The organism is Chryseobacterium angstadtii (genome assembly GCF_001045465.1).
Lineage (GTDB): Bacteria > Bacteroidota > Bacteroidia > Flavobacteriales > Weeksellaceae > Chryseobacterium > Chryseobacterium angstadtii.
Genome location: NZ_LFND01000001.1, coordinates 477,067 through 502,395, shown reverse-complemented (window position 1 = coordinate 502,395; position 25,329 = coordinate 477,067). Strand labels below are relative to the sequence as shown.

Below are 25,329 nucleotides of genomic sequence, written 5' to 3'. Positions count from 1 at the left end.
AGGAAATACATTTTTATCTTCTCAGGATCCGGATATTTTTTATCCGGATTTTTTTATGGGCATCAGATGCATTTTAATCATAAAGTGTTAAAAAAATGTCACATTAATAACTGAAAAGAATATATGTGGAATTAACCTATTTTACTGCAAATCAGAGCGTAAATGATATGTTGAAAAAAGACCTGAATAAATAATATCGTTTTATGATAAAATAACATTATATCAGACTGGGTACAAAATTTAGATTTGTTAATATGAATTAAATCTTAACAAAACTTTAATTATTTGATGTAAACAGGATGTAATGTTAAAGAAATAGGAAGATAAATCTTGTTTTTAAAACGTATACAATATTTAAAGGGATGTAGTTGATTCTCAAACAAATCTTAATAAAACTAAACCTTATGAGAAAAACTGTTATACCGGTTTTATTAGCTATTTCTTTATCTGCCTACGCACAGGAAACAAAAAAGGCAGATACTGCTAAAACAACCAAAATAGAAGAGGTGGTTGTTACTTCTTTGGGGATAAAAAGGCAGGTGCGTTCACTTACGTACTCCAGTCAGCAGATCGGAGGGGATGAGCTTACAGAAGTAAAAACACCCAATCTTTTGAATTCAATCAACGGAAAGGTTTCCAACGTGCAGATTAATAAAACCAATGGCGGTGTTGGAGGATCAGTGAGGGTTGTAATGAGGGGAGATAAATCAACAAGGAACAGCCAGCCACTCTATGTAATTGATGGTATTCCTATTATTAACAACACGAAGGGGCCCAATGTTGATTTTTATGCATCCATGCCTGATACAGGAGATGTATTAAGTTCCATTAACCCCGAAGACATTGAAAGTATTAACTTCCTGAAAGGAGCTTCGGCTGCAGCCTTGTACGGAGGTGCAGGAGGAAATGGAGCAGTATTGATTGTTACCAAAAAAGGAAAAGCAGGGAGAAGCAGATTATCGTATAATACAAGTTTGACTCTTGATAAGGCTTATAGTCTTCCAGAGCTACAGCACAGCTATCTGCAGAGTATTCCTTACGATCCTGCAAACGGACAAACAGGTTCTCAGCAGAGCTGGGGAGTAAAGGGAGCTTCAAAAGACTATCTTAAAGATTTCTTACAGACAGGAGCTACATGGGTTAATAATATTTCTTTTCAGTCAGGAAATGAAAAATCCAACAACTTCTTCTCTATAGGAAATACCACCAATAAAGGGATTATTCCAACATCCGTATTTGATCAGTATAATATCAACTTCAGGAATTCAAGTAAATTTTTGGATGATAAACTGACTTTGGATGCCAACTTTATGGGATCTCTGCAAAACGGTAAAAACAGACTGACACCGGGTTCTTACTACTCGCCGTTGGTGAATCTTTACTGGTTACCAAGAGGAATTGATTTTGATCAATTCAGTGGTTCAAATTATTCTTACTTAAATAGCAACAGGTTGCTTCCTGCCCAAAACTGGTGGGCAATAAAACCGGACGGAAGTTTTAGTGTAGAATCTCAAAACCCGTATTGGATTCTTAATCAGAACCCCGTAACCACAAAAAATAAAAATCTTTACAGTGCTGCTACCCTGAGCTATCAGATCAATCCTTGGTTATCTGCACGGGTAAGAGGAAATTATAGTTATACTACATCAGACAGCCAGCGTAATGTAGCAGTTTATTCACTGCCGGTATTATTGGGAGGAAATGATAATGGTAAACTTTACAAAGATGTTATTGAAACTTCATCCACTTATGGGGATGCCTTATTAAGCGGTAGCCCGAAAATTACAGATGATATCTCTTTAGATTTTACAGTAGGAGGAAGTATCAACACTCAAAGATATACTTCAAGCAGTCTTGAAAATAATCTTTTGGTGATTCCTAACCTGTTTACACAAAATAACCTGCAGTGGCCGGGCCAGAACGGAAACGGTATAAGCTACCTGCAGTATAGTACGAAAAAACAGGTGCAGTCTGTCTTTGCAAGTGCCAATGTCGGATATAAAAAAATCATATATCTTGATTTGACGTTCAGAAACGATTGGGATTCCAGCTTGGCAAATGCCAGCCAAAAATCTTTTGATTATGAATCTGTGGGAATAAATGCCATTCTGTCGGAAATTTTTACTCTTCCAAAAACCATTAATTTTTGGAAAATAAGAGGTTCTTACGCTAAAGTAGGTCTGGGCTTACCTCCGGCCTTCCTGACAGGCTCGCAGATTTATCAGGTGAATGCAGGTACCGTTATCAATCCAACTTCGTCTCCTGTTACCAATCCGGCTTTCTCAGAACTGTTTCCAAGACCGGAACTTAATGAAACCTTTGAAGCAGGAACAGAGTTAAGACTTTTTGATAACCGTTTGAGTTTCGATTTTACGTATTATAACTCAATCGTGTCCAACCAGTTGTTGCAGGCTATTGAAATTTCTTCTAACTTAGGATTTGGAACAGGCAGATTTGATATTAATGCCGGTAAAATTCAGAATAGAGGTTTTGAATCCAGCTTATCCTATAAAGTATTTGGGGGACCAAAATTCGGATGGACAACAACGGTTAACGCATCTGCCAACAAAAATGTAATTAAAGAATTGTTCCCTTCCAGTTTAAAACTTCCGGAGGACAAGACCTTTGTGCTTGCCGGTGGTGGATATAACAGACTGAAGGTAGGAGGTTCGTTTGGTGATATTTACGGATCAGTATTCAAAAGAGATGGACAGGGTAGAATTATTGTAGATGCAGATGGTGTTCCATTAAGAGATGAAAATCAGGTTCAGTATCTTGGAAATCCAAACCCTAAATTTATTCTTGGTTTCAATAACTCATTTAACATCGGAAAATTAGGAATTAGCTTCCTGATTGACGGTAAGTTTGGTGGGAAGGTATTGGGCTATACTCAGGCTAAAAATGACCAGTTTGGTGTAAGCCAGGCTTCAGCGGATGCCCGTGATAGAGGAGGCGTAAGTATTCCAAATGCTGTTTACGAGAATGGAACTGCTTATACCGGATTAACTGATGCGGAAAAATATTATTCAAAAGTATCAGGGTCCATTGATGAACCTTATATGTACAAAGCTACAGCAGTACGTCTGAGACAGGCTTCAATTTCATATACATTTGATATTCATTCGAAATATATGGAAAATGCTACGGTGAGTCTCATCGGAAGCAACTTATTTTTCTTGTATAAAGATGCTCCATTTGATCCGGAACAAGTGTCTGGAGTGAATCCTGGTGGAGTAGGAATAGATATGTTTGGAATGCCAATTACCAGATCAATTGGTCTGTCACTAAAAGCTAACTTCTAATTTTTAAGAACAATGAAAATATCATATATTAAAACAGTATCATTCAGTGCGCTTATGCTGGCTTCTGCCCTAAGCTGTACAAGTGAATTTGATAAATATAATCAGGAATATATTGGTGGACCTGAAAATTTTAATGCTGATTTTACCCAGATTGTGAATCCTTTAAAATTGATGCAGAGAAACCAGGAAAGTTCTACTAACTGGATTTACCAGCTGCAGACCAATCTTAACGCAGATATGTACAGTGGTCTTTTCAGTACGGCTACTCCCTATAATGGAGGAAGAAATAATACCACTTATTTCATGATGGACGGCTGGAATGAAAGAATTATGATGACACAGCTGGAAGACGTTTTTGATAAATCAAAAGCCATCAACACAGTAATTCAAAAAAACTATCCGGGGATCAATTTTAAAGCATCACTGGCTCTGGTGAAAATTCTTAAAGTGATATCTGCCAGCAAAGTGTCAGATGCACACGGACCTATTATTTACAGTAAATTTGAAACCCCGGATGTAGCAACCGGAATTACCGATTTTGACTCCCAGCAGGAAGCCTACAATAATTTTATCTCGGATCTTACGTCTGCTATTGCGGATCTTCAGCAAACCCCGGGTGTAGAAGATAAGGCGGTTATTAGCAAATCAGATCTTATATACGGAGGCAGCCTGGCTAGCTGGGCCAAACTTGCGAATTCTTTAAGATTGAGATTTGCTATGAGAATCAGCTATGCAGATCCTGCGAAGTCAAGACTTTATGCAGAGCAGGCTTTAGCTTCACCTGTAGGATTTATTGATGATAATTCTTCCAATGCTTTGATTAACTACGGAGGAGCTTCTCCTCTGAGCGATATTATTTATTCATGGGGTGACTGTAAAATTGGAGCTCCGTTAATGGCATATATGAACGGATTTAATGACCCAAGAAGACCTGCTTATGCCAAACCTGCTACCGATCCTACTGTAGCTGGTCAATATATAGGAATAAGACAAGGTGTAGATTTGGGTGGAAGTAAAGACCGTTACGGAGACTTTTCACAACCTATCGCTGCAGCTGCAACAGGAGATTATTTCTCTAACAGCAGCGGAAAAAATAAGGTGTTCACTGCTGCAGAAATCTGGTTTTTGAAAGCAGAAGCAGCAATCAGAGGGTATGCAGGTGCCGGAGATGCCGGGGTAAACTATAATAAAGGAATTGAAATGTCATTTGCAGAATGGGGAAAAAGTTCTGCTTATGCAACCTATATCGCAGATGCCACTTCAAAAGAAGCACCCTATATTGATACTAAGAATTCTTCAAACAGTATTCCTGCAGGAAGCCCGATGTTAAGTACCATTACCATTAAATGGAACGATGGCGATACTTTCGAAAGAAAACTGGAGAGAATCATGACTCAGAAATGGATTGCCATTTATCCTGACGGATCCGAAGCATGGGCAGAACAGAGAAGAACCGGGTATCCGATTATTTTCAAAAATGTTCTGAATGACAGCCAGGGAACCATCAGTACAGATGCTATGGTCAGAAGAATTCCTATCCCAACCAAATACAGAAATAATACCCTGAACTATGCACAGGCCCTGCAATATATCGGAGGTCCGGATACAGGAGGTACCAAACTGTGGTGGGATAAAAAATAAGCATTTAAAAACAAGTCAGTTATAAAGATACAGAGGCCGCCTCAAAAGTTAGATTTAATTTGGTTTTTTTCCTTCCGGAAGAAGAAATCTCTTAAAAAGCGTAGTTTCAGGATTCTTCAATTTTAGTTTCGTTTCAACCCGGAATGGTACTTTTGAGAGGCCTCTTTTTATCTTTAATATTTTAGTTTGAATATGGGAAACAACAATACTGAAGCCCGCTCGGTAAAACCAATCTTCTGGATCTCTACCTTATATTTCGCAATGGGAATTCCCTTTGTGACTATAAATGCAGTTTCCGGAATTATGTATAAGGATATGGGAGTTTCAGATTCAAAAATTACTTTCTGGACCGCTCTTATTATGTTTTCGTGGACATTGAAACCTCTCTGGAGTCCTTTCCTCGAAATTTATAAGACCAAAAAGTTCTTTGTTGTTGCCGCTCAGTTTGCCATAGGAATTTTGTTTGCCTTAATCGCTTTAACGCTGCCTCTGCCCGATTTTTTTAAATATAGCATTGCCCTTTTTGCAGTAGTTGCATTTTGTGGAGCAACGCATGATATTGCTGCAGATGGTACGTATATTAATTTTTTAACGAACAAAGAACAGGCGAAATACATTGGCTGGCAGGGAGCTTTCTACAATCTGGCCAAAATCATCAGCAGTGGAGTTCTGGTTTATTTTGCCGGAGTTTTAGAAAAAACAGAAGGCGTTGTTAATGCATGGATGATCATTATGGGAATTTATGGTCTGCTGTTTTTGGCTTTAGCGGTCTATCATTATATTGTTTTACCGAAAGAACATAAACAGGCAAACCAAAAACAAGTCAGGAAAGCTGGAAATGTTCGTCAGGAATTAATGGAAGTAATTACCTCTTTTTTCAAAAAGAAAAATATTATGTGGGCCGTGCTTTTTATTATCCTGTACCGTTTTGCAGAAGGATTCGCCATTAAAATTGCCCCTTTGTTTTTTAAAGCTCCGAGAACTTCAGGAGGATTGGGCCTGTCTACCTCAGATATTGGTCTTATTTACGGGACTTATGGCTCAGCGGCATTTATTTTAGGATCTGTGCTGGCTGGTTATTTCATTGCCGGAAGAGGCCTGAAAAAATCTCTGATCTGGTTGTGCTCTGCCTTTAATATTCCTTTTGTAGTGTATGCATTGCTGGCTTATTTTCAGCCGACAGAACTGCTTCCGGTAGGAGTTGCCGTTGTAGTGGAATATTTTGGCTATGGTTTCGGCTTTGTAGGACTGATGCTCTACATTATGCAGCAGATTGCCCCGGGAGAACATAAAACAGCTCACTATGCCTTTGCAACCGGTATTATGAACCTCGGTGTCATGATTCCCGGAATGTTCAGCGGAATGATCAGTGATTGGGTAGGATATAAAGTATTCTTCATCTGGGTACTTATTGCCACGATCCCTGCTTTTATTGTCACATTAATGGTTCCGTTCTCCTATCCTGAAAAACTAAAAGAACACTAAATCAATTATTAAACCTTTTAAAAAAGTAAAAATACTTTATGACATTTCAACCAGCAAAGATCCCTTGGCAGGATCGTCCGGAAGACAGCCGCGATATCATGTGGCGTTACTCTGCAAACCCGATTATCAACAGATATGCGATACCTACATCCAACAGCATTTTCAACAGTGCCGTGGTTCCTTTTGAAGATGGTTTTGCAGGAGTTTTCCGTTGCGACAATAAAGCCGTGCAGATGAATATTTTTGCAGGCTTCAGTAAGGATGGGATCAATTGGGAAATCAATCACGACCCTATTGATATGCAAGCCGGAAATACTGAAATGATAGAATCAGATTATAAATACGACCCGAGGGTTGCTTTTATAGAAGACCGTTACTGGATTACCTGGTGCAACGGATATCATGGACCTACCATCGGAATTGCTTATACTTTCGATTTTAAAGAATTTTTTCAGTGCGAAAATGCATTCCTGCCTTTCAATAGAAACGGAGTTCTTTTTCCTGAAAAGATTGATGGGAAATATGCCATGCTGAGCAGACCGAGTGATAACGGACATACCCCTTTCGGAGATATCTATATCAGCTACAGCCCGGATATGAAATACTGGGGCGAGCACCGTTGCGTAATGAAAGTGTCACCTTTTGAAGACAGTGCCTGGCAGTGTACCAAAATAGGAGCAGGACCCGTTCCTATTAAAACAGAAGAAGGATGGCTTCTTTTTTATCATGGTGTGATCAATACCTGCAGAGGATTCAGATATTCTATGGGAGCAGCATTGCTGGACCTGGAAGATCCGTCTAAAGTATTGTACAGAACAAAACCTTACCTGCTCGCTCCTGCGGAATTGTACGAGCTTACAGGAGACATCCCGAATGTAGTGTTCCCGTGTGCTGCACTTTCAGAAGGCGATAAGGTTACGGTATATTATGGTGCTGCAGATACTGTGGTGGCCATTGCGTTTGGATATATTTCAGAAATTATTGAGTTTATGAAGAATAACTCACTTTAAGCCGATCAAAAGATCAGAAATATGTTGATTAACTTTATTTTTCTGCTTATTGAAATCATGCTGACGGTTTTTATATTGTTAAATAAACTGCTATATTGAAGATTTTTTAAGATTTCCTTATTATGATTATGAAAAAAGAACTGCTTATATTTTTATCAATGATCCTGTTTTCTCAAGTAGGAAATGCCCAGCAACGGAAGGATGATGTCCTTTCATGGGTAGATCCTTTCATTGGAACAGGAGGACACGGCCATACGTTCCCCGGAGCTACTACGCCTTTCGGGATGATCCAGCTCAGTCCGGATCAGAATACAAAAAGTGGCGACTGGGACTGGTGTTCCGGTTACCATTACAGCAGCAAAACCATTATGGGATTCAGTCATAATCATCTTAGCGGAACAGGCTGGGCAGATCTTGGAGATATCCTGGTCATGCCGACAGTTGGGAAAATAAAGATGCTTCCGGGTTCAGAAGAAAAGCCGGAAACTGGCTACCGCTCTACATTCAGTCATGATAGAGAGACAGCTTCTCCGGGTTATTATTCAGTGATGCTGGACAGTTATGGAATTAAAGCTGAGCTTACTGCTTCACCAAGAGTTGGTTTTCATAAATATACTTTTCCAAAAAGTGAAGAAGCCAATGTCATCATAGATCCAACAAATAAAATCTTCGGAAATATTTATCATACGTTGGTAAGTATAGAAGGAAACAATAAGATCAAAGGTTACTGCTACAGCAACGGCTGGGGAGGAAAAAGATTCGCTTATTTTGTGATGGAATTTTCAAAACCGTTTAAATCTTACGGAACCTACTCCGAAGGGAAGATAAAAGAGAACGAAAAGATCGCTCTTGCCAAAGATGCTAAAGCTTTTGTACGGTTTTCTACTCAGGAGAACGAAAGTATTGAAGTGAAAGTTTCTTTATCTCCGGTAAGTACAGAAGGAGCTCAGGAAAACTTTGACGCAGAAGCTAAGAATGTAGATTTTGCAAAAGCAAAAGAAACCGCTCAGAATACGTGGAGAGATCTTATCAGCAGATTTCAGGTGACCGGCGGTACAGACGATCAGAGAAAAATTTTCTATACCGGAGTGTACCATACATTCATTGCTCCTAATCTGTATATGGACACCAATGGAGATTATGTGGCCGCTCAGGAAAATATGAATACCAAATGGTTTACGAACTACAGTACATATTCATATTGGGACGGTTTCAGAGCAACCCATCCGCTGTTGACCATTATGGATCAGAAGCATACCAAAGAATTTGCCAATTCCCTGATCAGCAGGTATACAGACCGTAAAGATCACATGCCGATCTGGGAGCTGTGCGGATATGATAATTTCTGTATGTTGGGCTATCACAGTGTATCGGTTATCTGGGATGCTATTTCCAAAGGCGTGCCGGGAATTGACCAGGAAAAAGCATTCGCAGCGATGAAAGACGCTTCTTTAACGGACAAAATGAGCAGCAGCGATGGTGGCGGCGGTCTTAATGATTATATTAAATTAGGCTACACCCCGTCAGAAAACGGAGCTTCTGTTTCTGCAACACTGGAATATGCGTATGACGACTGGTGTATTCAGCAGCTTGCCGAAAAACTGGGCAAAAAAGAAGAGGCAGAAGTGTATAAGAAACGTTCAATGAGCTTTCTCAATACCTTCAACAAAGAAAACAACCACTTCTGGCCAAGACAGAAAAACGGAGAATTTCTCCCGGATTTTCCTTTAAACGACTGGAAAAAACTACAGCCGCACTGGGTTTCCGGAAATATCTGGGCCTATGATTTCTTCGTTCCTCACCAGATTGACGAAATGATGAATTTATATGGTGGAAAAAAAGGCTTTGAAGAAAAGCTTGATAAAACTTTCACCGAAGAACTTAAAATGATTGGTGAGCAGCATGTGGATATTTCAGGATTTATCGGTTCTCTGGGATTTGGCGACGAGCCGGGACATCATGTTCCTTATCTGTACAATTATGCAGGAGCGCCTTACAAAACCCAAAATATGGTAAAATTCATCCGCGACAATATGTATGCAGCAAAACCGGATGGTATTGTGAATAATGAAGACTGCGGCCAGATGTCGGCATGGTATATTTTTTCCTCATTAGGATTCTATCCTGTGACGCCGGGGAAACCTGTCTACGCCATTGGAGCACCGCAATTTCCAAAAGTTTCTTTGAAGCTGGAGAACGGAAAAACATTCACCGTAATTGCCGATAAGATATCTGATAAAAATATCTATGTTCAGAAAATGTTTTTGAACGGGAAGGAATTCAAAAGCTGGGAAATCAATCACAGTGATATTATGAACGGCGGCGAACTGAAATTTGTAATGGGAAGCAAGCCTGTAAAATAAATCAATAAAAAATAACGAAACAAAAAGTATAATGGAAAGGAGAAAGTTTATAAAGACAAGTGCACTTGCAGGAGCGGGATTACTGTTTACTCAGAATGTTTTTGCTAAAACGCTGAGTGTGGAAGATTTTCCTGTTGTCCGCGTTCCGAAAGATAAAAGAAATTTTACCAGTGAGGCGGTAGAAAGTGCGATTGCGGCTTTTAAAAAGAAAGTGAAAAACAAAGAGCTGTCATGGCTTTTTGAAAACTGTTTCCCAAATACTTTAGATACTACCGTTTTTTATAAAGAAACCAACGGAACTCCGGATACCTATGTGATTACTGGAGATATAGATGCCATGTGGCTTCGTGACAGTTCTGCACAGGTTTTCCCTTATCTGCAGTTCTCCAAAAAAGACGAAAAATTACATCAGCTTATCGCAGGAGTTATCCATAAACAAACAGAATTTATCCTTAAAGATCCTTATGCCAATGCTTTTTATAATGATGAAAATAAAATAAGCAAATGGAAAGAATATGATCATACGGATATGAAACCCGGCATCCATGAGAGAAAATGGGAGATAGATTCATTGTGTTATCCTATCCGTCTCGCCTACCATTTCTGGAAAACCACCGGAGATACAAAACCATTTGATAACAACTGGCTGAAAGGAATTAAGCTTACTTTACAGACTTTCATAGAGCAGCAGAGAAAAACAAACCTGGGGCCTTATAAGTTCGAGCGTACGACGGCTTGGGCTACAGACGGAATCCCGATGGGAGGCTACGGCTATCCCACAAAACCTGTAGGATTAATCAATTCTATGTTCCGTCCGAGTGATGATGCTACCATCTACGCTTTTCTGATTCCTTCCAACTTATTTGCGGTGGTAAGCTTACGTCAGGCAGCAGAAATGGTTGCACAGATTAAAAATGAAAAAGCATTGGCCCAGCAGCTCAACAGCCTTGCTGATGAGGTAGATGCTGCCATCAAGAAATACGGAATCTACGATCACCCTGAATATGGAAAGATCTACGCTTTTGAAACCAACGGATTCGGGAGCTATAACTTAATGGATGATGCCAACTGCCCGAGTTTACTGGGATTACCTTATCTGGGGGCGGTGAAAGCAGATGATCCCATTTATATAAATACCAGAAAATATATTTGGTCACAGGATAACCCGTTCTTCTTCAAAGGAAAACTGGCAGAAGGAATCGGAGGACCTCACATTGGTCTTGATATGATCTGGCCGATGAGCATCATTATGAAAGCCCTTACCACCCAGGATAGAAAAGAAATCAAATGGTGTATAGAGACTTTACAGAAAACGCATGGAGGAACAGGATTTATGCATGAATCCTTCCACAAAGACAACGATAAGAAATTTACAAGAGAGTGGTTTGCATGGGCCAATACACTCTTTGGCGAACTCTTGTGGGATACCTTTAACAAGAATCCGGACCTGTTGACTTAGGACTATTGATTTTATAACACTAAATACAAAAACGTAATGGAAAAGAACAAAACTTTTACGCCGGTAGAACAATCATTTCTGAATGATGTTCCTCGCAACAATAAGGTGAATGTTCCCTATATCGTTGTAGATAATTTTCCAAATTTAGGAATGCTTACCGCACTGCGCTTCCTGGAATGGGTACACGAAAACCCAACCGGAGTGATCAGTCTTCCTACGGGAAAAACTCCGGAATACTTTATTTTCTGGACAAAACACATCCTTGAAAACTGGGAAAATGAAAATGTTGTTGAACTGAGGAAAAAACATGGTTTGTTTTTTCAGGATAAACCGTCACTGGCCAATCTTTACTTTGTTCAGATTGATGAGTTTTATCCGATACAGTCATCACAGGCGAATAGTTTCTACCATTACGTAAACAAATATTATATTGAAAGCTTCGGGCTGAAAAGAGAAAATGCCCTGCTGATCAACTCCAACGAAATTCCTTTGGCGGAAGGCAAAAGCTTTGAAGAGATTTTCCCTGAAAATAAAGTGAATCTGGAGCTCAGATACAGGGAAGCGCTGAACCCTCTGGAAAAACTGCAGAAAGAATCCATTTTTCTTATTGATAACTGGTGCTCGGAATATGAGCAGAAGATACGCGGATTGGGAGGAATTGGCTTTTTTCTTGGAGGAATTGGTCCGGACGGGCATATTGCATTTAATATCAAAGGTTCCGATCCGTATTCTACAACACGGCTCACTTCCACCAATTTTGAGACACAAGCTGTAGCAGCAGGAGACTTGGGAGGTATTGAGATTTCAAAGGAAAGACTCGTGATTACGATTGGCCTGGAAACCATTACCTACAATAAAGACGCGGTAGCCATTATTTTTGCAGCAGGAGAAGCAAAAGCCCCTATGATAAAAAATGCACTGGAGCTTCCGCCATCCAATCTCTATCCTGCCTCTGTCCTCGCAGAACTTCCAAATGGCAGATTCTACATCACTTTGGGAGCAGCAGGAATGCTGAGCGACTATATCGATGATTATTACCGCTCAGGCAGCTGGTCTCAGGAAAAGACAGATAAAGCGGTGATGTCTCTTACCCGAAAACTGAACAAATATGCGGAACATATTACGCTGGACGATCTTAGAGAAGATCAGTACACAAAGCTCATCCCTGATTTGGGAGAGCATACGGTTCAATCTGTCATTGATTCTATTACCGGTAAAATCACAAAAGGGACAGACAGACTCAGCAATGAAGTTTTTTACCATACAGGGCCGCATCATGATGATATCTCTTTAGGACTACTGCCTTATATTCATTATCAGTCGCGTAATGAGACCAATGAGTCCCATTACTCGGTGCTTACCTCAGGATTTACGGCGGTTACCAATAAATTTTTAATCAAAATCCTTCACGATACCCTTTCTTTTGTGCAAAAGGAAGAAGTTGAAATGCTTGAATACCCGGATTTCTTTGAAGCAGGCTATAAAAAGAAAAAAGATAAAGACGTTTATCATTACCTGATCAATATTGCCTCCGGAAATGCTTATGAAAGATCAAGAGCCGTTTCGCACAGAATGGTAAGGAATATTGTAGAGCTGTGGGATCTGAAAAATAAAAAAGATCTGGAAGAAAGGATCCATGAAATTATCGCTGCCGTAAACTTTAGTTATGACGGCCAGAATCCTGAGCCTAAGATCCAGACTTTAAAAGGAATGATCCGTGAATATGAAGAAGAGCTGGTTTGGGCCCATTTTGGGGTAAGGACCAAAAATGTTCATCATTTAAGACTGGGTTTTTATACCGGAGCTATTTTTACAGAAAAACCCAACCGGGAAAGAGATGTTATTCCCATCCTGAAACAGTTGAGGGATATTGATCCTACCGTCATAAGTCTGGCATTTGATCCCGAAGGCAGCGGCCCGGATACTCACTATAAAGTTTTACAGGCGATTGCTGAAGCGGTAAGAGAGTGGGGCAAAGAAAAAGACCTTTCAAATATTAAAATCTGGGGCTACAGAAATGTTTGGTATCAGTTTAATGCGGCAGATGTGACTCATATTTTTCCGGTATCGCTTAATGCGATGAGTACGATGGACGAAAGCTTCACCAACAGCTATATGAGCCAGGTAGATGCGTCTTTCCCGAGCTACCGTTACGATGGGAAATTCAGTCACCTTTCTATTCAGACCTGGGTAGAACAGTTGCAGGATGTTCAGCTTGTTTTAGGGAAACCTTACTTCTACGATAATGAAAGCCCGCGGTTACGGGCTACACACGGCCTGCTCTTTTTCAAGGAAATGAATGTGGAAGAGTTCCTGAAATCTGCGAGGGAGCTGGAGAAGTCTACAGAAGGAGCATTCTAGTCTGAATTTTACCCCATAATTTTAAATTTCTATGATGAGATTTTAGATACTGCCGACACAACATTTAATAAAAAAACATTATGAAAAAAACCATTACTATGTTGATCTTAATGATCATTCATGCAATCCCTGTGCTTAATGCCCAGCAGCTTAGCCCTACGGGGATATGCTATGTGGAAGTAAACAACAACAACCTCCTGAATGCAGGATCGTATAAGCTGCAGACCTCGGGCAAATACCTGTTCAATGTGGTCAATATTTTTGCTGCTAATATCAATTACGACACATCCCGCGGAAGACCTTATCTGTACTGTAATAATAACGTTACGAAAGTACTGACCAATGCAAGTACCTACATAAAACCGCTTCAGGACAAAGGAATGAAAGTGGTATTAACCATTCTGGGAAATCACCAGGGAGCAGGTCTCTGTAATTTTCCTACCCGCGAATCAGCCAGAGATTTTGCCCAGCAGCTGGCACACACTGTAAATACGTATGGTCTTGATGGGATCGACTTTGATGATGAGTATTCTGATTATGGACAAAACGGTACAGGACAGCCCAACGCAAGCTCTTTTGTGATGCTTGTACAGGAATTAAAAGCCCTGCTGCCGAATAAAATGATTACCTTCTATTATTATGGTCCTGCCGCTTCAAGACTTTCATGGAACGGGCTTAGAGTGGGCGATTATGTGAATCACAGCTGGAATGCCTCGTACGGAACTTTTTCTGCCCCTAATGTTCCGCCTCTTACCAATGCACAGATCTCTCCTGCGGCTGTATGGTTGGGAAATACATCCAATTCTACCACAACGAGCTTAGCTACCCAGACCAAAAATGGTGGGTACGGAGTATTTATGTGGTATGATCTTCACGGAACCAATGAAACTTCACAGCTTTCTGCGGGAACACAGACGCTGTATGGAGAACAGACTGTTTTAAGCACACCTTTGCAATTATGGACACAGGGAACCAACTGTGATGCTCCTATCGGATTGTTTACGAGTAACCTTACTGGAACAAGTGTAAAACTCAATTGGTCTGCCGTAGGAACGAATACCTATGATGTAGATTATAAACTGGCTTCCGCGACTGCCTGGACCAATGCTGCAACGGCTACTTCTTCTACTTCAGTTACGGTATCCGGTTTAACAGCCAATACAGAATACGACTGGAGGATCAGAACAAACTGCAGCGTAAAAAGTACCTATATTTTTGCTCCAAGATTCAACAGCGGAACAGGAACTACAAATCCTTCAGGATCTGCTGCATTATCTTTGGACGGAAGCAGTGAGTCAGGATCAGCCGGAAACCTTAATCTGAACGGTTCTGCATTATCTTTTGAAGGCTGGATCAAACCTTCTTCTTTCAAATCCGCATCTCCTTATATTTCTTCCGTAATGGGAACAGAAGTGAGTGATAGTAATTCTGCATTTCTACGTTTGGGCGATGCAAGTCTGGCGAATAACAAACTTCAGTTTGTATTAAGCATTAACAATGTTCAGCAAAAACTGGCATCCGTTACGGCATTAAATGCAAATACCTGGTACCATGTTGCTGCCACTTATGATGGTTCCAATATGAGAATTTATATCAACGGAGTTCTTGATGCCACCAAGTCCCAAACCGGTAATGTGGTTTCCAACGGAGCATTCAATGTAGGATATTTATACAATACCTCCAGAAACTTCAATGGGAAGGTAGATGAAATGAGAGTATGGAAACGGGCACTGAGCCAGACAGAGATCAGTCAGAATATGTGTAATGTGACACTTCCGGCTACCTCTCTTGCTGCTTATTGGAAATTTAATGAAGGAAGCGGTTCATCCGTTCAGGACACCTCAGGAAACGGAGTTACGTTGACCCTTACCGGTGTTGATGCTTCCAATTGGGGAACGGATGTGCCTTGTACAACAGGGTCTCAGAAAACAGGGTCTTCAAAAGCTCAAAAAGCGGTTGGCCAGGAAGAAGTAATGGCTAAAAAACAAATCAAATTATATCCGAATCCTTTAAGCACATCTTCACCACTTACCATTTCTATTCCTGAAGAATATAATAAAGGAAGATTATCGGTTTATAATTTTAATGGAGGCCTTGTAGAAACCAAAACATTAAAGGCCGGAGCCAACGCGTATGATCTGTCTAGCCTTTCAATGGGCAATTACATCATACAGTTCGAATCTCAGGACGGAGGTCTGAAACAAACGGAAAAACTAATTGTAAAATAAAAAAAAAGTCATTGGGCTTAGGCCCAATGATTTTACCAACCATTCAATGAATTGACTATGAGAAAAAAATCTATTCTTACTGCCGTAGCCGCATTGGCCATTCACACGGCATCTGTACTCAACGCACAGCAGCTTAATCCTGTAGGGGTGTGCTATGTGGAGGTGAACAATAACAATATGCTGAATGTAGGATCTTATACATTACAGAACACCAACAGACAGCTTTTTGATGTGGCTATTATTTTTGCAGCCAATATTAATTATGATGCATCTAAAAGCAGGGCTTATCTTTCGAGCAATAACAATGTAACCAAAGTATTGAACGATGTGAACACTTATGTACGCCCTTTACAGCAAAAAGGGATTAAGGTGCTTCTGGATGTTTTAGGAAACCATCAGGGAGCCGGAATATCAAACTTTCCAACCAGGGAAGCAGCCAAAGATTTTGCTCTGCAGCTTGCTCATACAGTATATACTTACGGTTTGGACGGAATTGACCTGGATGATGAATATGCAGGATATGGAAACAACGGAACAGGACAGCCCAACAACAGTTCTTTTGTAATGCTTTTACAGGAGCTTAAAGCAGCAATGCCGGATAAGCTGATCACTTTTTATTATTTAGGGCCTGCTACATCCAGACAAAGTTATAATGGGGATATGGCCGGAAATTATATCAACTACAGCTGGAATCCCTATTATGGAACTTACAGCGCTCCCGTAGTACCGCCGCTTACCAATGCAAAACTTTCTGCGGCAGCTACCTGGATTAAGAATACCAACCCTCAGTCTACCTCTGCAGCTACACTTTCTACTTTAGCAACCAATACTAAAAATGACGGTTACGGAGTATTTATGTGGTATGATCTTAACGGGGTGGATAATGCCAGCTACCTGAGCACAGGATCAAATATTCTTTACAACGAAAATACATTGCTTAGCGGTCAGCTTTATTCATGGGCTCAGGGAGAGGCCTGTGATCCGCCTTTGGGGCTTGAAACAACAAATCTTACCGGAACGACAGCTAAACTCAACTGGACGGGCAACGGGACCCAGACCTACAATATTGATTATAAACCTGCCAATTCAACGACTTGGGTGAATGTAGCGACCAGCTATTCAGGAAGTAATATTATCATTAATGGTCTGAACCTGAATACGGATTATGACTGGAGAATACAGTCTAACTGTTCTGCAACCCTAAAAAGTACTTACCTTTTTGCTCCCCGCTTTAATTCCGGGAGTGCATGCGGAACTCCGTCAGGATTGACCTCCGGAAGCTACCTGGGAACTACAACTAAATTATCCTGGGATGCAGTAAGCAGTGCAGCTTCTTACAATTTGCAATATAAAACTGCTGCGGCAACAACCTGGACGGATGTTCAAAATATTACAACCAATTCTTATACATTGCCAGCTTTAACGGAAAATACCAGCTACCTATGGAAAGTACAGGCTGTATGCGGTGGAGCGGGTACCAGCGCTTATTCCGGAGAATCAACATTCAACAGTGGATTTGCTCCTGTACAAAGCCCTGGGGCAAGATCTCTTTCGTTTAACGGAAGTACTCATTATCTGAATGCCGGACAGTTTAATCTCAGCGGGAACGCTTTGACATTCGAGGGATGGGTGAAAGTGAATGGATTTAAAACAGGATTTCCTTATATCTCATCCGTAATGGGTATTGAAGTGGGAGACAGCAATTCTGCCATACTGAGATTCGGAGATGGGAATCTGGCTAATAATAAACTGCAGTTTATATTAAGTTTTGGATCTGCTCAGGTAAAGGTTAATACGGCAACTACTTTTAATACCAATACGTGGTATCACGTAGCCGCTACTTATGATGGTTCTGCGATGAAGCTCTATGTGAATGGTGTTCTGGATGCCAGTGTTCCTGCTACAGGTAATTTTACGGCGAACGGTATTCTTTATCTGGCCAGAAATTATGATAATTCCCGTACACTTAACGGTTTTTTAGATGAATTCAGAGTATGGAAAAGAGCATTGACTCCGGCAGAGATTCTTGCCAATAACTGTAATGTGGCAGCCAGCTCACCGGGCCTTGAAGCCAACTGGAGAATGAATGAAGGCAGCGGAAACGGGGCATTGGATGCAACAGCAAATACCCACTTTGCGACCCTGATCAATATGTCTGCCACAAACTGGAAAACAGACGTGGCCTGTACAACCCTTTCCACAAAAGATATTGATTCCGGAAAGAATAAGATCAGTGACATCTATCCGAATCCTGTTAAAAAAGGAAATAATATTCATTTCATCATCAAAGACAGCTCTGCCAGCGAAATCATGTTATATGATGCGGCAGGAAAATTAATAATAAGTCAGAAAATTGATAAAAACGATACGGTAATCAATACCCGGAACTTATCCGCAGGAACTTACCTGTATAAGATCAATACAAAAGATGCTAAAACCGGATCTTCCGGAAAAGTAATTGTAGAATAAAGACTCAATCCTCAATGGGCAAATAAAAAGTAAAAATAAATTAGGGGATTTTAGGATGGGCAGACGGGGAGAGCATTACTTTCCTGTCTGTCCCCTTTTTAAAGACAAAGAATTATTTACAGAGAAAAAATAAAGCAAAAGTAGAATGCAAAATATAGTAGGAATAGATATAGGCGGTTCGCATATTACCATGGCACAGGTTGATCCGGAGAAACGGGAAATCATTACATCCACTTATGTGAGGGAGCATGTAGACTCTTTCGGGCCACGGGAAACTATTTTTTCTGACTGGATCTCAGCCATCGAAAAAGTAAGCCGGAATCTTGTAAAGGAGGATCTTCTCATGGGTATAGCCATGCCGGGACCTTTTGATTACGAACACGGAATATCGCTGATGCAGCAGGGAAAATTCATCGACATTTATAAGGTTAATATTAAAGAAGAAATAGCCAAAAGACTCTCAATTTCTTCGGACCAGATTCATTTTGTTAATGATGCCGGAGCTTTTCTGGAGGGAGAAATATTTGGTGGCTGTGTAAGAGATTACAGCAGAATCTTTGGAGTTACTCTGGGAACAGGCCTGGGGAGTGCTTTTTATAATGGGGAAGTCGCTTCAGATGAAGATCTGTGGGATTCGCCTTTCAGAGATTCTATTTGTGAAGATTATCTGGCGACACGCTGGTTTGTGAATCACTATGCTGCTTTAACCGGAGAAGAAATCTCAGGAACCAAAGATTTATTAGACAAACCTGAAGAGATACAGACCAGAATGTTTAACGATTATGCAGACTCCTTCGCAGAATTCATCGTAAAATATGTGAAAAATTATGATCCCGAAGTTCTGGTGATAGGCGGAAATATTGCAAAAGTCTATCCTTATTTTAAAAATAGACTCGATGAGCATTTATCGCAGCATAAAATCAGTCTTCCTATTAAAATTTCAGCTATTTTTGAAGATGCAGCCATTCTGGGTGCTGCCGGTTACGCTTTGAAAAAAAGCAACAGATAAATTAACAAAACGATATCATGAAGTCTTTATTTTCAACTTTTTTTATTGTACTCAATATCTTTGCGCTGGGCCAGGGAATATCTCCCGCGGATTATGTAAACCCTTTAATGGGAACCCAGTCCAAACCATCACTATCCAATGGGAATACCTATCCTGCTATAGGACTTCCGTGGGGAATGAACCTCTGGACTCCTCAAACCGGGAAGATGGGTGATGGCTGGGCCTATACTTACGACGCAGATAAGATAAAAGGTTTTAAACAGACCCATCAACCTTCTCCCTGGATGAATGATTACGGGGCCTTTGCCATTATGCCGGGGGTTGGTAAACTGAAATTTAAAGAAGAAGAAAGGGCAAGCTGGTTCAGTCATAAAGCCGAAAATGCAAAACCTTACAGCTACAGCGTTTATCTGGCAGATATTAACGTAACTACAGAACTTACTCCAACGGAAAGAGCCGCTTTTTTTAAATTCGATTTTCCTAAAACAGACAGTGCGTATGTAGTGATCGATGCTTTGAACAAAGGTTCTTACATCAAAATCCTGCCTAAAGAAAGAAAAATCCTGGGCTATACTACCAAATATTCCAGAGGAAAATATACCAATTTCAAAAACTACTTTGTCATTCAGTTTGATAAAGACTTTGATTTAACAACGACTTGGAAAGACAGTGTTTTCGTTAAAAATCAATTGGAAATTACAAGCGATCATGCCGGCGCGATTGTCGGGTTTAAATTAAAAAACAAAGAAAGTGTTTATGCCCGGACAGCCTCCTCATTTATCAGTTTCGAACAGGCAGAACTGAATCTGAAGAGAGAAATAGCAGGCAGAAATTTCGAACAGGTAAAAGCAGACGCAAAAAATATCTGGAACAAAACTTTAGGTCGTATTGAGGTGAAAGGAGGAACCGATCAGCAGATGAGAACATTTTACTCCTCTTTGTACAGGACCTTGTTTTTCCCTCAGAAATTATATGAAATTGATGCCCAGAACAAAGTAAAACACTGGAGCCCCTACAACGGAAAGATACTGGATGGAAAAATGTTTGCGGGAACCGGATTTTGGGATACCTTCCGTGCCTTGTATCCTTTTCTGAACCTTGTATATCCAAGCATCAATGTAGAAATGCAGGAAGGTCTGGCGAATACATTTAAGGAAGGAGGATTTCTTCCGGAGTGGAGCAGTCCCGGCTATTCTGATATCATGATTGGAAACAACTCCGCTTCCGTAGTAGCCGATGCCTACATCAAAGGTCTCCGTGGCTATGATGTAGAAACACTTTGGGAAGCTGTGAAACATGGAGCCAATCATGAAGGACCTATAGATGCCGTAGGCCGTAGAGGCGTGGAATATTACAACACATTGGGCTATGTTCCTTACGATGTAAAGATCAATGAAAATGCAGCCAGAACACTGGAATATGCCTATGATGATTTTGCGATTTATCAGTTAGGAAAAGCATTGGGAAAACCAGCCACCGAAATTGAGATCTATAAAAAAAGAGCCTATAACTATAAGAATCTGTTCGATCCCGAAACAGGATTGATGCGTGGTAAAAATAAAGACGGAAAATTTCAGTCTCCATTCAATCCGTTTAAATGGGGAGATGCCTTTACAGAAGGAAACAGCTGGCACTATACATGGTCTGTTTTCCAGGATATCGACGGACTTTCCGGATTAATGGGCGGCAAAAAGAAATTCGAAGCCAAACTGGATGAGGTATTTTCCCTTCCCCCTGTTTTTGATGACAGCTATTACGGAAGTGTTATTCATGAGATCCGTGAAATGCAGATCATGAATATGGGACAGTATGCCCACGGAAACCAGCCTATTCAGCATATGATTTATCTGTACAATTATGCAGGAGCACCTTATAAAACACAATACTGGACAAGACAGGTGATGGATAAGCTGTATTATGCGACTCCGGATGGCTATTGCGGCGATGAAGATAACGGGCAGACTTCTGCTTGGTATGTATTTTCAGCTTTAGGATTTTATCCGGTAACGCCTGCTACAGATCAGTACGTACTGGGAACTCCGCTTTTTAGAGAAGCTGTGGTTCATTTGGAAAACGGTAAGAAAATTGAAATAAAAGCACCGGAAAACAGTGCAGAAAATTTATATGTAAAATCTTTAAACGTAAATCTTCGGCCTTACTCAAAAAACTGGCTCAGCCACAAAGAACTGATGAAAGGAGCGGTTCTGGAATTCCAGATGGACAGTAAGCCCAACAAAGAAAGAGGATCTCAGGAAAAAGATTTTCCTTATTCAATGTCGAAAGAATAGTCATTAACAAACTTTATATTTGAAATAATTTTAGAACAGCAATACATTATGAGTGCAGAGAAAACAGAAATATTCGATAAGGTAGGAAAAATGCTGGAAACCCAGGGTTTTACTATTGCAGCAAAAGATGAGACAAGACCGTGGGGAGGATTTTTTGTCATTGATGAAAATCAGGCCCAGGATTTTGCCAATCAGTATTTTGACGGAATCGATGTGGAAAGCCTGAAAATAGGAGGGAAGCTGAGTCCTAAGATTCTATTGGTAGCTCCGGAAGCCCGTTTAAGCTGGCAGTATCACCACCGTAGAGCAGAAATCTGGCAGGTAGTGGAAGGTACAGTTGGAATTAAAACAAGCAATACCGATGAAGAAGGCGAATTGAAAGAATACCATCCGAAAGATCAGATTAAGCTTCAGCAGGGCGAAAGACACAGACTGATAGGTCTGGCAGGCTGGGGCGTAGTCGCAGAGATCTGGCAGCATACAGATGCTTCCCATCCTTCTGATGAAGATGATATTGTGAGAGTACAGGACGACTTCGGAAGATAATCTTCCTGATATAAAAAGTAAAAACAGCATCGTATTACGGTACTGTTTTTTTATGCAGAATAAAAATTGTTTAACCTTATAGGTTTTTAAAACCTATAAGGTTTGAATCACATCTATTCAAGTTTAAACATAAGGTTTTCAGAGCTTTTCTATTTCTCCCCTTATCAATATTAAACCTATATTCTTATGGGAAAAAATAAACCTTATAGGTTTTTAAAACCTATAAGGTTTGAATCATATCCAATAAAGTTTAAACGCGATGTTTTCAAAACCGTTCTATTTCCCAATGATCAATATTAAAATTAAATGTATGTTCTTATGGAAAAAATAAACCTTATAGGTCTCGCAGACCTATAAGGTTTTTAAATTACTTCAATATGTTTAATTGAACTTCCGGAAATGAATGGGTAAACAGTACTTCCTGTTTCCATCATCCGGCTTCTATTCTTTAAAATGTCACATCAAGACCCACATAAAAATTAGCTTTCATAATAGGGGCATATACCATTCCGCCATCAAAATAATTTCCGAAAGGATTTCTGAAATCCACAATCGCGTTTTTCTGATAGTAAGAAGTAAGGTTTTCACCTCCTAAATAAGCTCTGATTTTTTTATTGAAATTCCTTGAAATCTGAGCATTCAGGACTGCATAAGAATTAGAATAAGCAGGTAATCTGAATTCATCAGGATTGCTGGATGTATCAGGAAGTCTTTGTTTTCCTACCCAGTTCAGCGTAGTATCAAAGCTCCAGAATCCGCCTTTGTCATTTTTATTAGTGGCATAAGCAAGGTTAACAAAGCTTCTGTGCTTGGCCATAAAAGGAACCTCTCTTCGGCCATCTATATAATCTGCCTGAACATAATAATATTTATAAGCCAGTCTTACATCAAAGTTTTTGAAAGGAGTAAAGTCCCACTGCGTCTGAAAAGAGTTGGCGAAAGATTTTCCTTCTAAATTATAAAATGTAAGCTGCTGTGGAGAACGGTCGAGATCAACAAGTACCTGATCCTGGAAATCTGTTCTGAAAAAATCGGCAACAATTGAAGATTTTCTTCCGAAAAGCTTGAATTCCTGCTGCAGGCTGGCTCCATAGTTCCATGCAATTTCAGGTCTTAATCCGTAGATGTTTCCACCGTTTGGCAAGATCTGAATACTTCTGTTGGAGGCAAAATATTGCTGATTCTCCGCAAAAACATTAGCCGTTCTGAATCCTCTTCCCGCAGAAAGTCTTAAAATAGTCTGAGGGGTGAAATCATACTTAAAATTCACTCTTGGGGTAAACTGGGTTCCTGCAAGGTTGTGGAAATCTGCTCTTGCTCCTGCAACTAAAGTATATTTTAACCCGGTTAAGGTATACTCTGCAAAGATTCCCGGAACAATTTCGTTCCTTCTCATATCATCCTTCAGATAAGTTTCCTCGTAGCCGTCATATAAAAAGCTGGCTCCCGCTTTATACTTATGATTGGTGTTCCCTATGATGCTTTCAAAAATCAGATTTGAATAATAGGTATGCTGTTTTCCGGAATAATTTCTCAGTCCGAAAAAGCTGTCCTGCTGATGGTATACGTACTGGTTCATCCAGCCTAAACTCTGATAAGGCTTTCCTTTGAATACATATCCTGTTTTATTCCAAACCTGAAATCTTGAAATATCAATCCCTACACCATAAGCATCCTGCTTGTCCTGACCCAGGTTTTTATCGAAACCAATCTGTCCGGCTGTTCTCTCGTCCCTGATAAAATTAATTCCGAAATGAGACCCCAATCCGGATTTCTCAAGATCATTATAATTAAGGAGATAAGCAGCATTCATCTGCGTTCCTTTCGGTCTGTCCAGGAAAGTATCGTCATTCATATCCGTATCTCCGAACGTTCCGTTTCCGTGTAGCAAAAAGGTCTGTGACCATTTCTCGTTGATTGAGGAGACACTTGTAATGTTGGCTTCCGCTCTTCCATTGAAATCAGCGAAAATATTTAATGAAGTTTCCGGTTCTTTTGCATTTTTTAAAAGCTCGGTATTGATCTGTCCCGTGATACTTTCGTAGCCGTTTGTTACGGTGCTTCCTCCTTTCGTCAGCTGAATGCTTTCAATCCATCTTCCGGGAATGAAATTCAATCCGTAAGCAGAAGCAAGACCTCTGATTTCTGGAAGAAGTTCCTTAGTTAGGCTGGTGTATTTTTGATCCAGTCCGAGCATTTTAAGCTGTTTGGTTCCTGTAACGGCATTACTGAAAGAGACATCTACGGTAGCGTTGGTTTCAAAGCTTTCCGATAGGTTACAACAGGCGGCTTTTAATAATTCCTTTTTGTCAATATTAAAAACAAGACCCGCTTCCTTTTTGCTTAATGCAGTAGCGGCTTTTGAAGCTGTAAGGGTTACGCCTTCAATTTTTTTCTCATTCTGCTCATGGGTTTCAGTGTGAGTTGTATTGACCTGCTCAGTATGATTTTCCTGCTTTGCTTCTTCCTGGAAGTGAACGTTAGGATTCGCCTCACCAAAAGCAATATCTCTGTCATACAGGCAGCATCCCGGAAGATTTTTGTAGACAGCATCAGAGGTTTTATACTTTTCATTGTCATGACCTGCATCAGCAATAGCTCTTAAAATCTGATCTGATGAAGTTTTTGACGCATCAAAACCCAGGGTTACTGTCTGCTTTTCTGCACTCCATTCTGCAGCATCTGCACCGGCTGCTTTAGCTGCTTTTTCAATTCTGGCCTTGCATGAAGCACAATTTCCTTTTACATAAAATTCATTTTCTTTTTTAGTATGCTGCTGATGAGCTTCCGTTTCTGCAGGAGAAGGCTGAAGGTTTCTTTCATAATGACAGCATCCCGGAAGATTTTTGTAAGTATGATCAGCTGCCTTGAATTTTTCGTTGTCATGGCCGGCATCAGCTACTTTCTTTAAAATTTCGTCTGTAGAAACTTTGGAATCGGTTTCTAAAGTCAGTGTTTGCAGATCAATAGAATAAACGGCTGTTTTTGCTCCTGCTTTTTTGGCCGCAGTTTCTATTCTGGATTGGCACATTTCGCAGTTTCCTTTGACTTTGAACTGGCTTTTGGTAAGGTTTTGAGCGGATATAAATTGTACAGACAGGATCATTAGACCAAGAATAAACTTGGAAATATATAATTTCATTTTGTTTAAAAGTTTAGATTAATTAA

General features: G+C 40.2%; 13 protein-coding genes. 12 read left to right on the top strand and 1 reads right to left on the bottom strand.

Annotation, left to right across the window (positions count from 1 at the left end):
- Window positions 1-404 precede the first annotated feature (404 nt).
- From ACM46_RS02165 to ACM46_RS02110, 12 genes are all read left to right on the top strand, one after another.
- Window positions 405-3,302: a SusC/RagA family TonB-linked outer membrane protein gene (locus tag ACM46_RS02165; protein ID WP_173426460.1), complete on the top strand. Its 2,898-nt coding sequence runs from the start codon at window positions 405-407 to the stop codon at window positions 3,300-3,302.
- 12 nt (window positions 3,303-3,314) lie between these two features.
- Complete coding sequence (locus tag ACM46_RS02160) at window positions 3,315-4,943, top strand: SusD/RagB family nutrient-binding outer membrane lipoprotein (protein ID WP_048504963.1); 1,629 nt, start codon at window positions 3,315-3,317, stop codon at window positions 4,941-4,943.
- A 192-nt stretch (window positions 4,944-5,135) separates the two neighbouring features.
- A complete protein-coding gene (locus tag ACM46_RS02155) occupies window positions 5,136-6,428 on the top strand; it encodes an MFS transporter (protein WP_048504962.1) in 1,293 nt (430 codons plus the stop codon).
- Window positions 6,429-6,466: 38 nt separating this feature from the next.
- Window positions 6,467-7,438, top strand: coding sequence for a glycoside hydrolase family 130 protein (locus tag ACM46_RS02150; RefSeq protein WP_048504961.1), 972 nt, complete (start codon window positions 6,467-6,469; stop codon window positions 7,436-7,438).
- A 128-nt stretch (window positions 7,439-7,566) separates the two neighbouring features.
- Window positions 7,567-9,801 carry a GH92 family glycosyl hydrolase gene (locus ACM46_RS02145; protein ID WP_048505569.1) on the top strand — a complete coding sequence of 745 codons (2,235 nt, stop codon included), beginning with the start codon at window positions 7,567-7,569 and terminating at the stop codon, window positions 9,799-9,801.
- A 31-nt stretch (window positions 9,802-9,832) separates the two neighbouring features.
- Window positions 9,833-11,260: a glycoside hydrolase family 125 protein gene (locus tag ACM46_RS02140; protein WP_048504960.1), complete on the top strand. Its 1,428-nt coding sequence runs from the start codon at window positions 9,833-9,835 to the stop codon at window positions 11,258-11,260.
- Window positions 11,261-11,296: 36 nt separating this feature from the next.
- The gene (locus ACM46_RS02135; protein ID WP_048504959.1) at window positions 11,297-13,621 is read left to right on the top strand and encodes a PIG-L family deacetylase; all 2,325 of its coding nucleotides are present in this window, start codon (window positions 11,297-11,299) and stop codon (window positions 13,619-13,621) included.
- Between the two features lie 80 nt (window positions 13,622-13,701).
- Window positions 13,702-15,849, top strand: coding sequence for an endo-beta-N-acetylglucosaminidase H (locus ACM46_RS22910; RefSeq protein WP_083997316.1), 2,148 nt, complete (start codon window positions 13,702-13,704; stop codon window positions 15,847-15,849).
- Window positions 15,850-15,906: 57 nt separating this feature from the next.
- Window positions 15,907-18,318 carry an endo-beta-N-acetylglucosaminidase H gene (locus ACM46_RS22905; RefSeq protein WP_083997315.1) on the top strand — a complete coding sequence of 804 codons (2,412 nt, stop codon included), beginning with the start codon at window positions 15,907-15,909 and terminating at the stop codon, window positions 18,316-18,318.
- A 145-nt stretch (window positions 18,319-18,463) separates the two neighbouring features.
- On the top strand, window positions 18,464-19,327 hold the full coding sequence (locus tag ACM46_RS02120) for an ROK family protein (RefSeq protein ID WP_048504958.1): 864 nt from the start codon (window positions 18,464-18,466) through the stop codon (window positions 19,325-19,327).
- Window positions 19,328-19,344: 17 nt separating this feature from the next.
- Complete coding sequence (locus ACM46_RS02115; RefSeq protein WP_048504957.1) at window positions 19,345-21,615, top strand: GH92 family glycosyl hydrolase; 2,271 nt, start codon at window positions 19,345-19,347, stop codon at window positions 21,613-21,615.
- 48 nt (window positions 21,616-21,663) lie between these two features.
- Window positions 21,664-22,161, top strand: coding sequence for a cupin domain-containing protein (locus tag ACM46_RS02110; protein ID WP_048504956.1), 498 nt, complete (start codon window positions 21,664-21,666; stop codon window positions 22,159-22,161).
- A 448-nt stretch (window positions 22,162-22,609) separates the two neighbouring features.
- Here ACM46_RS02110 and ACM46_RS02105 read toward each other — a convergent pair whose 3' ends face one another.
- Complete coding sequence (locus ACM46_RS02105; protein WP_048504955.1) at window positions 22,610-25,303, bottom strand: TonB-dependent receptor domain-containing protein; 2,694 nt, start codon at window positions 25,301-25,303, stop codon at window positions 22,610-22,612.
- Between the last annotated feature and the right edge of the window lie 26 nt (window positions 25,304-25,329).